The sequence below is a fragment of the Altibacter sp. genome, assembly GCF_019913785.1.
In the GTDB taxonomy this organism is placed as follows: domain Bacteria; phylum Bacteroidota; class Bacteroidia; order Flavobacteriales; family Flavobacteriaceae; genus Altibacter.
The window spans coordinates 20248-35125 of the sequence record NZ_JAIOHK010000045.1; the positions used below are offsets into that span (position 1 = coordinate 20248).

Here is a 14878-nt window from a genome sequence, read left to right on the forward strand (position 1 = left end):
TTTATTCTGAATTTCAATTCATAAAAACCGACCCATGTTAATCTACCTAAGAGTACTCAAGGAAAGTTTTAATTTTGCAATTAATGCATTAAAAAACAACAAGCTACGTACTTTTTTATCACTGGTAGGGGTCACCATAGGTATCTTCTCTATCATCGCAGTATTAGCAGCAGTCGATTCTTTAAAACAGGAAATAGAGGGAAGCATTTCTTCCTTGGATAACAGTACCATCTATTTGGGCCGATTTTCATTTGGGCCAACCGATGTTCCCATCTGGAAGCGTGAACAATTTCCCGATGTTACCTACGAGGAATATCAATATTTAAAACGGACTGTGCCCGATCTTTATGCCGCTACCTACACCTTGAATGTTCAAAGCGAGACGATAAAGTATGAAGACAAATCGGTGGGTAATGTTGAAATAGGTGCCGTTACTGATGAATACTATGAAATTGAAGCGCTGCAAATTGCTACCGGACGGTTTTATAACGAATCGGAATCGGCCAGTGGCGCACCGGTAGTTGTTATGGGCGATGAAATTGCAAATTCCTTATTTGGATCATCTCAGGCCGCTATTGGAAAGAAAGTTAGATTGTACGGACAGAAGTTTACCGTAATTGGCGTATTGAAAAAAGAGGGTAGCGGACTTTTTGGGGGCTCCAAAGACACAGCTGTATTTCTCCCTGTCAATATGGTACGAAAGATTTTTGGTGATAACAATAAGAATCTCTTCCCTTTTATTATAATTAAACCTGAAAAAGGAGTGGATCAGGCTGAATTTGTAGCCTTACTAACTCAAAAACTTCGTATGGCAAGAGGGCTAAAGTCGGGTGAGATTGACAATTTCTTTGTAAACGAACTTCAGGGTTTTAGTGACTTTATAGACAATATTACCGGGCAGATGAACATCATTGGACTGATTATAAGTGGCTTTTCATTATTGGTGGGTGGTTTCGGAATTGCAAACATTATGTTTGTCAGTGTAAAAGAACGCACCAGTTTAATTGGAATTCAAAAGTCATTAGGAGCCAAAAACCGATTTATTTTGCTTCAGTTCTTGTTTGAAGCAGTGATCTTAGCTATTATCGGTGGGTTGATAGGACTGGTATTGGTATTCATCGTATCGTTGATCGCATCTCAATTTACGGGCGATTTCCAATTTATATTGTCCCCCTGGAATATGTTTATTGGAACGGCTATTTCAGCGGCCATCGGATTAATTTCGGGAATACTTCCGGCGATTTCGGCTTCACGATTAGATCCTGTGGAAGCCATTAGAACAGGCATGTAATCATCGCGATGTTATAGTTACAGAATTTCGGCAATCTGTGTATTCACCCATTCTAAAAACCGTTCATCTTCTACCGAAAAGGGATTGGCCGTGTTTGAGTCGATGTCAATCTGACCAATATTCTTCCCTTCCTTGAACAATGGAATAACTATTTCGGCCTTCACATAGATACTACAGGCAATATAATTGGTCTGTGCTTTTACATCGGGCACCACAAAATTTTGGTTCGATTCGGCTACTTGTCCGCAAATTCCTTTTCCAAAAGGGATTACGGTATGATCTGTAGGCTCGCCGGCAAATGCCCTAAGGTGTAAGGTGCGTTCGGCCTCATTGGCGAAGTAAAACCCCACCCAGTCGTAATAGCCGACGGTAGTTTGTAATAATTCACATATTTCGGTGAGGCGTTGGTCCACCGTTTCAGCCTCATTCGCTAAAATGGTGTTTACTCTAGATTTCAGAGAGTCGAACGGCATTGTTATTAGTTTTCAGTAAAAGTATTTTAAAACAGTTAGATACACCAACTTCTATTTCTATATTTTTGTTAAAAATACTAGCCTCATTTTGAAAGCATTATTTCTGAAATATCGGTCGGTTATCCGCTTTGTCCTTCTTTTTATGGGTTCGTATTTAGTGCTGAGTACTTTGTATGCAGTATATCTTCAGTTGTCGAAAGGAGGCTTGTACGCACCCGATTTTATCACCAATTTGGTGGCAAAGCAAAGTAGTGATATCATTTCTGGTCTGGGTTACCATGCCATGGTGGTGCCAAGTGATACGGCGCCAAATATGGAGTTGTTCGTGAATGGGAAGTATTTGGCTAGGATTATTGAAGGATGCAATGCCATTAGTATCATCATTCTCTTTATGGCATTTATCATTGCCTTTTCGGAAAGATTTAAAAAGACATTAATATTTTTATTAGCAGGGGCTGTGTTGATCTATGCAGTGAATGTGCTTCGTATTGTTATTTTGGCGATTGCACTCTACGAATATCCTGAGCATAAAGAAATCCTACATGGGGTGGTGTTCCCCGGTTTAATCTATGGTATGGTATTCTTGTTGTGGATGCTTTGGGTAGGTACCCTTAAACCGAGGAAAGCTCATGAATAGGCTAAAAAAAATAGTGCTCTTAATATTCTTGGCTGCCATGCTGGTGCTCATTCGGATGTATGAGGATCAATTGTTTTACAATGTGCTACTCGATTTTTTTAAAACAAATCACAGTACAGCACCGTTGCCCGATTTTGACCTGTGGAAACTTATTGGGAATGTTTCCCTTCGCTATTTTCTGAATACCTTGATATCTTTGGCGATATTGTGGGTAGTGTTTCAGGAGCGATCTGTGGTGAAGATTTCGGTCGTTTTGTACGGGATACTTTTTGTTGTTTTAATGTCTGTGTTCTTGGTACTCGTCCATGCTTCGGAAATAGGACAACATCTTACTTTGTTCTATGTGAGGCGGTTTTTAATTCAGCCACTTTTCTTGCTTATTTTATTACCGGCGTTTTACTTTCAGCAAAATAAATAACTTGGAATGTAGTATCTTTGTACGCTTAGAAGAAAACTTCAGTATAAAATTAATTCATAGAAAATATTCAGAAAATGAAAAAATATCTTAGTCTATCCTTTGTAATAGTGGTTTTTACTTTTTTATCCTGCGGGAATGACAAAAAGAAATCGGAACCCGAAGTAATTGAAGTTGAAACAGCTGAAACTAGTGTTGAATATAATTCAGGAAACATCGATGTTACTTTTACCGACGAAAAACTGGCAGAAGTTTTCAAGCAATATGTGCAATTAAAAACGGCCTTGGTTAAAACGAATGCCGAACGGGCGGGGATGCAAGCGTCGAAGTTAATGGATGTCTTTGTAAGAATAGGGGCCAATGAAGCCGCTGTAAAGGCTACACAAGATATGATGGACAGTAAAGATGTTGAGGTGCAGCGTACGGCTTTTGTTACCGTGACCGCCGAAGTGGAAAAAATGTTGCAGGGAGCCATTGCCGAGGGAACTATCTATAAGCAACATTGCCCTATGGCCTTTGGTAATACCGGGGCGTCATGGCTGAGTGAACGCAAGGAGATTTACAATCCGTATTTTGGTGATAAAATGTTGAAATGTGGCCGTGTTGAGGCTGAAATTAAATAGACTTTAACAAAAGCTATCGTTTCTGGCACCTTTTGATATAATTTTGTGATGTATTGAAAAAATTTGTTTCCATATTATTATCTGTTTTGCTTTTGGCGAGCAGTAGTGGAATTGCCTATGCGCAACACTTCTGTGGCGAATATGAAATGCTTTCCGAAATAACCTTGGGAGAAAAACACCTGTCGTGTGGTATGGCAATGGAAATACCCGATTGTGATGACGGGATTGCTCAAGAACACGATTGTTGTGACAACCAATACACTCAGATTACCACCGATGACACCTTTGCCAAGGCTTCTTTCGATATTGATTTAAACAAAACCTTTGTTGCGGCTTTTGTCTCTGTATTTGTAGTACAAAGGCCGGATAATTACCCTACAAATACAAATTTCTTCGCGGAATACCATCCGCCTCCGCTCAAACAGGACTTTCAGGTACTGTATGAGACCTTTTTAATTTGATTTTATTGTTATCTAATCGCTATGTTGAGGTGATTTTCTATTTTTGAAATTTTATTTCGAAGATAAATTTTATGGCACCTTACTACTTAGAAATAGTAACTGTTAATGAAAACGATGAAACAGTGACAAATTGATTGATGCCAATTTATATTTTTTGGACGAATTGGCCGGTATTGAAAAAAATTAAAAGACAACACATAAAACAAATTTGTTATGAGATATATAGGATTAATAATAAGTATTAGTCTTCTGAGTGTATTAGGGTGTAAAGAAAAGGAAACAGAAGTTAGTACAGCAAATGAATCTGAAATCCTTGTTGAAACGGAAGCTACTCCGGAAGTAGTTTCTAACAAGGATCAAGTTTACGAAACTAAAGAATTGAATAAATCGAACAAAGCTGCAAATGTGCAGACATTTGGTTCTTTACACGAAATTATGGAAGGCAATTTTGCTGCTGCCATCTCATTAAAAGAGGTCGCAAACATCCCACATTTATATGCACTGGGTGCTGTTGAAAATTTAGATGGAGAAATTCTGATTTATGATGGAAAACCTATCATTAGCCGAAGGTCTGAGGAGATGATGTCGATTGATAATAGTTTTAATGCTTCAGCGGCCTTGTTGGCGTATGCCGTTGTCCCTGAGTGGGATGAAATTACAATCCCACCAATGGTAAAAAGTCATGGTCAGTTTGAAATCTTCTTACAGCAGCAAGCCGAAAAAGCAGGAATAGATACCTCAAAGCCGTTCCCATTCTTATTAATTGGAGGCGTAGCAAAATTGAATTGGCATGTAGTGAATGGTAAAGAACTTAGTACGGTTAATACGAAACAAAGTCATATGAAGTCGGGATTAAATGGTGTGTTAACACACGCCTATGTTGATATTCTAGGATTTTACGATAACAGCAATGATGGGACCTTCGTACACAAGGGCTCTAAAACCCATATGCACTTTAAAGCGCAACATGCAGATGTGGCAGCACATGTAGATACTATGTTTCTCGGACAAGACTTGACATTAAAATTGCCAAAACAATAGTATGAGACAGCTATTATATATATTTCTATTTCTACCCTTCGTGATGTGGTCTCAGGATCAATTAGAAGGGATGATTATGGAAACCAACGACAAGAACGAACAAACTGGTCTCTTTGGTGCGAATGTGTATTGGTTGGACGAATCGGTTGGGACGATAACCGATAATGACGGTAGTTTTGTGATTCCGTATAAAAAAGGGTATAGCCAATTGGTGATAAGCTTTGTCGGTTATAAAACCGACACCATTTTTATATCCAGACCTAAGATGATTCGTCACACCATGATAGCCAATAGCAGTTTGGATGAAGTGACAGTGCAAACTCGAAGAAAATCGAGTTCATTATCCTATATCGCTGCAGAAAATGTGATCAATGTAAGTAGCAAGGAATTACTAAAAGCCGCCTGTTGTAATCTTTCCGAAAGTTTTGAAACCAACCCTTCCATCGATGTGAATTTTGCCGATGCCATTAGCGGAACTCGACAGATCAAGATGTTGGGATTAACAACCCCCTATATTTTAATTACTACCGAAAATATTCCTGCAATTCGAGGAGCTTCTCAAGCTTATGGACTGAGTTTTATTCCCGGAACCTGGGTAGAAAGTATTCAAATAACTAAAGGTTCGGGAAGTGTGGTCAATGGATTTGAAAGTATCGCCGGACAAATTAACGCCGAATTACAGAAACCCACTACCGACAATAAACTCTTTGTGAATGCCTATGGATCTGTGGAAGGGAGGATGGAACTGAATACCCATTTAAATTTACCCGTATCAAAAAAATGGAGTACCGGAGTTTATCTCCATGGAAATATGCTCGACAACAAGCATGATGCGAATCACGATACTTTTTTGGATATGCCATTGGCCAAACAAGTCAATGTAATGAATCGCTGGCAGTATACCGATACCGAAAAAGGCTTTGTGAGTTTTTTGAATTTTCGGTTTTTGAATGATGAAAAGCAAAGCGGACAAGTAGGCTACGATCCTAACAACGAAGACGGAAATACGGATGGTGGTCATAAGCGCATAGGAAATATAGATGCCTGGCTAAGCGAGACCGATACTCGTCGCTACGATATCTCTGCAAAGTTGGGATACGTAAACCCGGATATTCCGTATCAAAGCGCCGGATTGCAAGTGGCCTTTAGCAATCATGAACAGAACTCGTTTTTTGGATTAAACACATATGATATAACACACACTAGTGTGTATGCCAATGCGATCTACAATTCGATTATAAGCGACTCACGTCATAAAGTAAAGACCGGTATAAGCTTTACTTACGATGATTATGAGGAGTTGGTCAATACAACGAACTATGCGCGGGATGAAAATTCTGTCGGAGCCTTTTTTGAATATGCCTATGATAATTTAGGAAGTCTAAATCTAACGGCCGGCGTACGGATAGATCACCATAATTTAATGGGAACGTTTTTAACGCCTCGTATACATGCTCGGTATACACCATGGGGGAAATCGGCATTTAGGGCATCGGTGGGTAGAGGAAAGCGATCTGCCAATATCTTTACGGAGAATCAGAGTATGTTTTCAACCGCACGGCGTGTTGAGATTTTAAGCACGGGAGGAAAAATCTATGGATTAGATCCTGAAATTGCTTGGAACTATGGAGTTTCATTTTTGCAAGGGTTTAATCTCTTCGGAAGAAAGTCGGATATAACACTCGATTACTATAGAACCGATTTCCAAAATCAAGTGGTAGTCGATTGGGAATACAGGAAAGAGGTGCGTTTCTATAACCTTGATGGGAAGAGTTTCGCGAACAGTTTTCAGGCTGAATTTAGCATGAACATTTTAGACCGATTGGATTTTAGAACGGCCTATAAATTTTATGATGTGCAAACGGAGTATCGTTCGGGATTGATGGAGAAACCACTCACTCCAAAGCATCGGTTTTTTGCAAATCTATCGTATGAAACTCATCCGCATGAGGACGGATCCCAATGGAAGATTAACGGGACCTTTAATTGGTTGGGAAAACAGCGATTTTCAAAAACCAGCGACAATCCGCTACCGTATCAATTACCTGAATACTCACCCACTATAGCTACACTTAACGCTCAAATAACCAATGTGCTGTCTCATAATTTTGAGCTGTATTTTGGAGGTGAAAATATTACAAATGTCAAACAAGAAAACCCAATAATTAGTGCTGAAAATCCATTTGGACCAAATTTTGATACTACCTTTGTATATGGTCCAATTTTTGGAAGCATGTATTATGCAGGTTTGCGATTTAAACTAAATTAACTATGAAAAAAGTACTTATGCTATTAGTAGTTGTGTTAACAACAGCAACGCTCTATTCTCAAGACAAAAATGCCAGAGCTACTATCGAAGTAGATGGAATATGTGGAATGTGTAAACAGCGTATTGAAAGGGCCTCATTAAATACCAAAGGCGTGAAATCGGCAGTGTGGAATGTTGATACACATATGCTGAACCTTATTTTTGATGAACGCAAAACAAATATAACAGCGATACAGACTAGCATTGCTTCAGTAGGCCATGACACCCATGAAATTAAAGCTACGGAAGAAGCGTACAACAGTGTTCACGATTGTTGTAGGTATAGAGACCAAGCCGTGAGAGACGATCACTAAAACAGGTAGAAAATTTGTTTTTTAAGAGCCAAAATATGCATATGTATTGTTCATATTTTGGTTCATATCTTCGATAAAAAATATTTTTTGAATCGAAAAGTGATGTACATTTAGGTGAATCTTTTAATATCCAAAACTATGGCAACACCTAAGAAAGCCCCTGCTAAGAAAGCTCCGGCTAAAAAGGCTCCTGCGAAAGCTCCTGCTAAGAAGAAGTAGCTCGCAACCGGTTTATTTCGATAAACCAAATGTAAAAAACAATGATACACCACCCTTAAACAGGGTGGTTTTTTGTATTTTTAAGGATATGAAGAACATAAAGCTATTTTTGTTATACGGAATTACCATTGTCGCTATCATTGCGGTGATAATTTGGGATCAATATATGCAGGAGTGGTTGGCGTTGCAACCCGATGGAGGAGAACAGGTGATGCGTACCGATCTTTTTGTAATCTATCCGGTGATTACTACATTGGTGGTTTTATCGGTATACCATCTTTTTAAAAAGAAGTCTCCTTAGTTTTCTTGCTCAATTGCTTCGGAAAGTGTTAGTAACAATTGATTGCAGCTTTCAATGCCGATTTTGGTAGCACTTCGTTTTATTCCGAAGGAACCGTTCATACTCTGTATGATATTCTTCAGTAGTTTTTCGTCTTCAAATCCGAAGATTCCTTTTTTAAACGCATCATAATCCACATGGTGAATAAAATAATTTCCCAGATATTGTTTGTGAATATTTTCTTGGCGCTCATAATCCTTCATCATTACTTTATAATTTGAATAGTGAGCCTCGATAGCGGTCTTGAGTTCAAAATTGTCAATGAGTTTTAGATCGCCCGAATTAATCAAAGTTTGATAGGTAATATCCTTTGCCGAAAAATTTGAAATCGTTGAAATGGAGAATATATCTCCAATGATCTTCATCTTATCGGGTTGATCCGAATTCAATATAGGGAGTATACGCGTTGCCGTTTCTATTTTCCGATCTAGTTCTACAACAATTTGCTGAAGCCTTTCCCTGTCTGCTGCTACATCATTTTTTAAATTGATGAGATATTGCTGCTTTTGTGCGCTGTTTTCAGATTCACCGGCACATTTATTCATACTGAAGGCAATAGTGATTCCTATAATAACGATTAAAATTTCTCCTAGGGCATATTTCCAGTTTAGCTTTTTCATACGGAGTAGCTTCGTTGGTTAAAACTATGAAATTTTAAAGCAATCTATTCAATTTTATGAAAAGAAAAAGGTCTCTGTTTCAACACAAAGACCTTTCCAATAAATTATACCTGAATCTAGTATTACTAGTCTGGGTTCCGGCTTACATCATCCCCGGCATGCCTCCACCCATAGGTGGCATGGCTGGTGAATCTTCTTTAATGTCTACCAAGGCACACTCCGTGGTCAAGATCATTCCGGCTACCGAAGCTGCATTTTCAAGGGCAATTCGCGTAACTTTTTTAGGATCGATAATCCCTGCCTTCAGCATATCTACATACGTTTCGGTCTTGGCATCATACCCATAGTTCTTTTTTCCTTCCAGCACTTTGTTAATTACCACCGAACCTTCACCACCAGCGTTTTCAACGATTGTTCGCAAGGGAGATTCGATAGCTCTGGCTACGATTTGAATTCCGGTTGCTTCGTCTAAAGTTTCAGTAGTAAGTTTTTGCAGTACCGAGATAGCACGTACTAAAGCAACACCTCCACCGGCAACAATACCTTCTTCAACAGCAGCACGGGTTGCATGAAGTGCATCGTCAACACGATCTTTCTTTTCTTTCATTTCCACTTCCGAAGCAGCACCTACGTAAAGCACAGCGACACCGCCGGCCAATTTAGCCAAACGCTCTTGTAGTTTTTCCTTGTCGTAGTCACTCGTGGTGGTTTCGATCTGCGCTTTAATCTGATTCACACGTGCTTTGATATCCGCCTTATTTCCTGCGCCATTTACAATGGTTGTATTGTCCTTGTCGATGGTAATGGTCTCTGCAGAACCAAGCATATCAATGGTAGCGTTTTCAAGGGTAAATCCGCGTTCTTCAGAAATAACCGTACCACCTGTTAACACCGCGATGTCTTCCAACATGGCTTTTCTGCGGTCTCCAAATCCAGGCGCCTTAACGGCTGCAATTTTTAAAGATCCACGTAATTTGTTTACCACCAAGGTAGCCAATGCTTCTCCATCTACATCTTCAGCAATGATTAAAAGTGATTTTCCTTGCTGCGCAACTGGTTCTAAAACCGGAAGGAGGTCCTTCATGGAAGAGATCTTCTTGTCGTACAACAAAATCATTGGGTTTTCCAGTTCGGTTTGCATTTTATCACTGTCGGTTACAAAATATGGAGATAGGTATCCACGGTCAAATTGCATCCCTTCTACCACATCGACATAGGTTTCGGTTCCTTTGGCTTCTTCAACTGTGATTACTCCTTCTTTTCCAACTTTCCCAAAAGCTTTGGCAATAAGTTCGCCAATAACATCGTCGTTATTTGAAGAAATGGCTGCAACTTGTTTGATCTTGTCGCTGGAGTTACCTACTTGTGTAGATTGCTTACCCAGATCTTTTACGATTGCTTCAACTGCTTTGTCAATTCCGCGTTTCAAATCCATTGGATTCGCCCCTGCCGCCACATTTTTCAAGCCTTCTTTTACGATAGCTTGTGCTAATACGGTCGCAGTTGTGGTACCGTCTCCGGCCAAGTCGTTTGTCCTAGAGGCTACCTCTTTCACCATTTGCGCTCCCATGTTTTCTAAGGGATCCGCCAATTCTATCTCTTTTGCAACTGTTACACCATCTTTTGTGACTTGAGGTGCACCGAATGATTTACTAATTATTACGTTACGCCCCTTTGGACCTAAGGTTACTTTTACTGCATTTGCCAAAGCATCTACCCCACGTTTAATACTGTCGCGAGCTTCCGCATCGAATTTTATGTCTTTTGCCATTTTTTTAAATTTTTGGTAGTTACTAATTCTAATTAAATAATTGCAAGAATATCATCCTCACGCATGATGAGGTAATCTTTGCCATCAAATTTTAATTCACTTCCGGAGTATTTTCCATACAATACTACATCACCCACTTTAACGGTCATTTTGTGATCTTCTTTGCCTTTTCCTACGGCAACGACCTTGCCTTGTTGTGGTTTTTCCTTAGCAGAATCGGGGATATACAAGCCCGATGCGGTTTTGGTTTCGGCCTCTTGCGGCTGCACCAAAACTCTGTCTGAAAGTGGTTGAATTTTTAACGCCATTTTCAATATAGTTTTAAATTGTTATTATTCCTTGATTGTTTCGACCTTCGTATAGGCAGAAACTATGCCAGTGCTTTAAAACTGACATGATTCAAAAAAAAGATGCCAGCTTGTCAGAAGCCGGCACCTTAGGATCAATGTTGCAATTAAATGGAGTCGTGAAATGACTTTCAAGTTAACTACATTTTGAACCTCACAAAAATTTAAATAACTACCCTAATGTTGAATAATCAACTGCATGGCCGAAACATCGTTACCGTCGTGGATGTGTAAATAGTATGTTCCACTAGGAATATTTGACGTATTAATGGTTTTTTCGATGTTCGAACTTTCTCCTTGATAATAGATATTCGAATACATATCGTAGACATAGATATAGTAGGTTCCTTCCTCATAGGTGCTAAAATCCAGGTTAAATTCAGCATCGGCTACATTTGGATAAGGTGCTACCGGTACGTTACCACCACCGCCACTGTCATGCTCGACATATAGGATTGCTGCATCACCTAGGCCACATTGGTTTTTCCCCATAAGTTGAACATACCCATTATTTCCGGCATAACCAGTGAAAATGTTAGTGGCATTACCCGCATTGGGCAAAACTTGCCAGTTGTCGTTGAAATAATCAATGGGAGCAACTACATCGAAAGGATAAGGAAGCCACCATTCATACGAAGTTGCACCTTCGGAGGTTCCTCCACTATAGTAGGCCAATGCCCCTGAGGTTACTATTTCGGGACCATTTAGGTATCCTGGAGCACCCGGAGCACCCACCCATACATCTTTTTGGACTGTAATATTGTGTGGAAATATGGCTCGGATAAAACCGTTGCTGTGTGAGGATGGGAAGGCTTGAACAGTTACCGATGTGTCGTCTGAAGTCAAAATTTGAATATTATTGGAAACTTCCCAATCCAATACAGGAGGAGCTTGACAGGATGCAAAATCATATGTTACCGGATTATTTGGGCAGACAGCGGTAGGGCCCTGTAGGTCATCTGGCTCCAGATACACCGTTGGGGCTTGTTCGTTGCCGGCTAGTTCTTCTAGAAGCCAAGCAATACTTTCGGCGGTAAAGGAGGTATGCCGTTCGTTATCCTTCGGACCAAAATAGGAGTCAAATGGTATTTCACCTGTACAAACTAAGTTTCTACTAAATTTTTGAGACCAGTTGAAATCGGGATTCAAGAAACCAAGAGCACTTGCGGTGGGAATGAATGAATTCACATGTTCTAGCGTAAAAATATTCCAATCGTTCACACATATCTGGCCAATAAACCATTCGCAAGGAACTGTGTTTTCAATGGAATAACCCAGATCTCTTTGTGTTGGGAACCAACCTCCGGGCGTATTATCCAAATTCCCTCTCGAATTATTATTAGCTATAAAACGGTCGAAATAACTCCATCCAAGACCACTTAACTTTTTGAAATAGGCTATTTTATGATTACTGCCGCTGGTGGGCATTGAATAGGTTTCCATGGTAACACTATGTCCTATAACATTGGTGTACCCCTTTATCTTGAAGGTTTGCCCGCCATTAGATGCAAAATTGTCTGAAAATAAAGAACCACTAATCCCCGTTCCATTATTTTCGTAAGGATTTTGATAGGCTTTCGTGTTGGTAAGGGAGCCATTTACGACCGCTATTTTTCGTAAGTTTTGTGGATACCCTTTGCTGTTAGGCAATCCATTGTTGAAGAGGTTGTTGTAGTACTGGACAAAAAAAGGATGCCCTCTATTTTCAGAAAACCCTTGAGAAACGGTTCTTCCATTTAAATACTCTTGACCCACATCTACAGATTGAAAGAAGGGGAATACCACGTATTCTGTTTTATGCTGCTCGATCAATTGCTGTTTGGCAGCCGCGGACCCCAATTGTAAATCAACGAAGTCTTCAGCTTCGCTACTATCCGTATAATCTTTTAGGACATTAAGCAATGTTTGAGCACCTACCGGAATATTGGCTCCCAAGTGCGGGCTGTCCACACTCACCCACAGTCGCGTATTGTGATCTATGTTATTGCCCTCCATATATGCCAAAGCATATCTGGAAATTTGCCCTCCCATGCTAGGGCCAATGATCACTAATTCTTCTGAACTGTTGTTTTGAGCGAGAATAGCGTTAAGGTGTTCGTATAAGGTAACGTGTGTAAGCGCATTACGCTCAATATAATCAGCTCCGCCATCTATGGCAACTCCGTTTCTCCAATAAGTGGGATGATTTACAATGACCAAATCGTAACCTAGTGCTCTCAATTCGGCAATTAAATTGTGTGTATTTCCCGAACTGTCTTCGTAGGTCATCATTTCTTCTATGGAGACATGTTCTTCATTATTATAGTCGGGATGTGGATCGGAATCTTGAATTTGTCTTTTGTCACCCGGATCAAAACCGTCAATTATTATTAATGGTCGCAATAGCGTTGCTTGATTATTGCCATTATCGGTATGATAAAATATGCGATAATCCAACTTTCCGAGGACTGCACTAGTTTCATCGTATCCTTGAAATGGATAGTTTGAATTCAGCGTATAATCTTGAATTAAATTTTGCGGTGGTTGTAGGGTGACCACATTTGTTTTTAAGAGGCTCTGTGTGGTCAATGTTTGACCATTTCCAAAAGTAGCCGTTAGTGTAAGTATTTTTTCTCCTCCTTCGGAGTAGGTGATTGGAATGTTTTCATTAACAATACTACCATTGGCCATTAGCGCGTAATCGGTGGATGTATCGAAATTGGCAGTTAGGTCAGTGATTTCCATACCTTCGGCTTCTTCAATTAGAAAATTATGGTCGAAGTGAAAGACAAATTCCTCCCCAACGAGGTTCAATTTCAGCGGAGCAACCATGAAAACGTGCTTCTGATTAAATGCAGGTTTCCCATTGTTAATTTTTTCAAACCTGTTGTTGGCTGAAATCTGTAATCCTCCTTCATCTTCATTCCCGGCAACATAATTTACTGAATGATATATGGCATTGATTACTCCAATATCCACAACATTTTGTAAGCTATCCGGTGTGTAATAGGTTCTTAGCGTCTTATGGGAAACAAATTTTTCTTCATTTGAAGCCTTAAAGAGCTCATATAGCGCCTGTTCAAAATATTTTTTGTTCGAAATATTTATAGAGTCGTTAAATTTGTCTAGTTGTGACCAGGAATAGACCCTGTCGTATAAAACTCCCGATGTAAAATGGGTCTTGTCAATATCGACAAGCATGCTGTCAATAGATACCTCCTCAGTAGTTTGAGCGAAGATTTGTGTTAAGAAAAAGAAAAAAACGGTGCATAATGAAAGATTTTTCATAATTTTAAAGTATTAATAGGTGAAACAATAGTGTGAACTGGTTTTATTTATTATCTAGGATGCCATTGCCGTGGCATCCTTTTTTTATTGTGTTATTGTCAAGTGTTTACTCCAATACAAGCCGGTATTGATTGTTGTTCTGACTTTCGTCAAAACCAATAATACCATGATCAAAGTCAAAATAAAGTCTGTCAATTTGTGAATCGTTGTAAAGTGAAAAGTAACTGTTTGTTTCAACAGTTTTCACTTTGTTGAAAACAGTAGCGCCTATTTCCATTGTGCTTAGGTTGTCAAATGGAGATGTATCATTGAACCCGTCAAGTAAACAAGTTGGCGCTTCGTAGGTGGGAATTTCGGTTTCAATATACAATTCATCTGAATATTTGAAATAATGAATATATATTCTGTCGCAAAACCCATCTATTTGCCCATCCACCGAAAAATCCATTAGCTTTATTTCAATCAACAAATTGTCGTAAAAATAGCCGGCGCCTCCTCCATTTTGGCCAAATCCGTAACTATTGTCAAATTCTTTATTGAAGTTATAATACAATACTTGTATTCTAATTTCGTGGTTGTTATCGTTTCTAAATCGATAGATGGTTCCAATTTCCTCATAATTGTTAGGAATAAACTCATAATCGGCACTGTCGAAAGCATAATAGGGTTCAGTGTTTTCTTTGCCACACGAAGCTATGAGCACCATAGTCAAAGCGAATATGACTCCTCTTTTAAAACATATGTTTTTCAT

General features: G+C 39.4%; 15 protein-coding genes. 9 read left to right on the plus strand and 6 right to left on the minus strand.

The genetic code is table 11. From position 1 onward, the window contains the following. Positions 1-34 precede the first annotated feature (34 nt). Positions 35-1291: an ABC transporter permease gene (locus tag K8F54_RS07410; protein WP_290789049.1), complete on the plus strand. Its 1257-nt coding sequence runs from the start codon at positions 35-37 to the stop codon at positions 1289-1291. Between the two features lie 17 nt (positions 1292-1308). Here the strand turns inward: K8F54_RS07410 and K8F54_RS07415 are convergent, their stop codons facing one another. Beyond that, positions 1309-1764: a GAF domain-containing protein gene (locus tag K8F54_RS07415; RefSeq protein ID WP_290789051.1), complete on the minus strand. Its 456-nt coding sequence runs from the start codon at positions 1762-1764 to the stop codon at positions 1309-1311. Positions 1765-1852: 88 nt separating this feature from the next. Between K8F54_RS07415 and xrtF the strand changes: the two genes are divergently transcribed. The 8 genes from xrtF (at position 1853) to K8F54_RS07455 (ending at position 8083) form a co-directional block, all read left to right on the plus strand. After that, a complete protein-coding gene (gene xrtF / locus K8F54_RS07420) occupies positions 1853-2401 on the plus strand; it encodes an exosortase family protein XrtF (RefSeq protein ID WP_290789053.1) in 549 nt (182 codons plus the stop codon). Beyond that, entirely contained in the window at positions 2394-2819 is a 426-nt protein-coding gene (locus tag K8F54_RS07425) for an exosortase F system-associated protein (protein WP_290789055.1), read from the plus strand. The genes xrtF and K8F54_RS07425 overlap by 8 nt, the downstream gene beginning before the upstream one ends. 74 nt (positions 2820-2893) lie before the next feature. Further along, positions 2894-3439, plus strand: coding sequence for a DUF3347 domain-containing protein (locus tag K8F54_RS07430; RefSeq protein ID WP_290789057.1), 546 nt, complete (start codon positions 2894-2896; stop codon positions 3437-3439). A gap of 53 nt (positions 3440-3492) precedes the next feature. Continuing rightward, positions 3493-3900, plus strand: a complete 408-nt coding sequence (locus K8F54_RS07435) for a hypothetical protein (protein WP_290789059.1) — start codon at positions 3493-3495, stop codon at positions 3898-3900. 213 nt (positions 3901-4113) lie between these two features. Further along, positions 4114-4941, plus strand: a complete 828-nt coding sequence (locus K8F54_RS07440; RefSeq protein WP_290789061.1) for a hypothetical protein — start codon at positions 4114-4116, stop codon at positions 4939-4941. Position 4942: 1 nt separating this feature from the next. Then, positions 4943-7210 (plus strand): TonB-dependent receptor, encoded by a 2268-nt coding sequence (locus tag K8F54_RS07445; RefSeq protein WP_290789063.1) that lies wholly within the window; start codon positions 4943-4945, stop codon positions 7208-7210. A gap of 2 nt (positions 7211-7212) precedes the next feature. Continuing rightward, the gene (locus tag K8F54_RS07450) at positions 7213-7563 is read left to right on the plus strand and encodes a heavy-metal-associated domain-containing protein (RefSeq protein ID WP_290789065.1); all 351 of its coding nucleotides are present in this window, start codon (positions 7213-7215) and stop codon (positions 7561-7563) included. Positions 7564-7870: 307 nt separating this feature from the next. Continuing rightward, positions 7871-8083, plus strand: coding sequence for a hypothetical protein (locus K8F54_RS07455; protein ID WP_290789067.1), 213 nt, complete (start codon positions 7871-7873; stop codon positions 8081-8083). Here the strand turns inward: K8F54_RS07455 and K8F54_RS07460 are convergent. The 5 genes from K8F54_RS07460 to K8F54_RS07480 all read right to left on the minus strand — a co-directional run bounded on the left by K8F54_RS07460 (position 8080) and on the right by K8F54_RS07480 (position 14878). Beyond that, positions 8080-8742 (minus strand): DUF6090 family protein, encoded by a 663-nt coding sequence (locus tag K8F54_RS07460; protein WP_290789069.1) that lies wholly within the window; start codon positions 8740-8742, stop codon positions 8080-8082. The two genes, K8F54_RS07455 and K8F54_RS07460, sit on opposite strands and share 4 nt — an antisense overlap. Positions 8743-8884: 142 nt before the next feature. After that, entirely contained in the window at positions 8885-10513 is a 1629-nt protein-coding gene (gene groL, locus K8F54_RS07465) for a chaperonin GroEL (protein ID WP_290789071.1), read from the minus strand. Positions 10514-10545: 32 nt separating this feature from the next. Continuing rightward, positions 10546-10821 carry a co-chaperone GroES gene (locus tag K8F54_RS07470; RefSeq protein WP_290789073.1) on the minus strand — a complete coding sequence of 92 codons (276 nt, stop codon included), beginning with the start codon at positions 10819-10821 and terminating at the stop codon, positions 10546-10548. Positions 10822-11037: 216 nt separating this feature from the next. Beyond that, the gene (locus K8F54_RS07475) at positions 11038-14127 is read right to left on the minus strand and encodes a T9SS type A sorting domain-containing protein (RefSeq protein ID WP_290789075.1); all 3090 of its coding nucleotides are present in this window, start codon (positions 14125-14127) and stop codon (positions 11038-11040) included. Between the two features lie 106 nt (positions 14128-14233). Then, the gene (locus K8F54_RS07480; RefSeq protein WP_290789077.1) at positions 14234-14878 is read right to left on the minus strand and encodes a hypothetical protein; all 645 of its coding nucleotides are present in this window, start codon (positions 14876-14878) and stop codon (positions 14234-14236) included.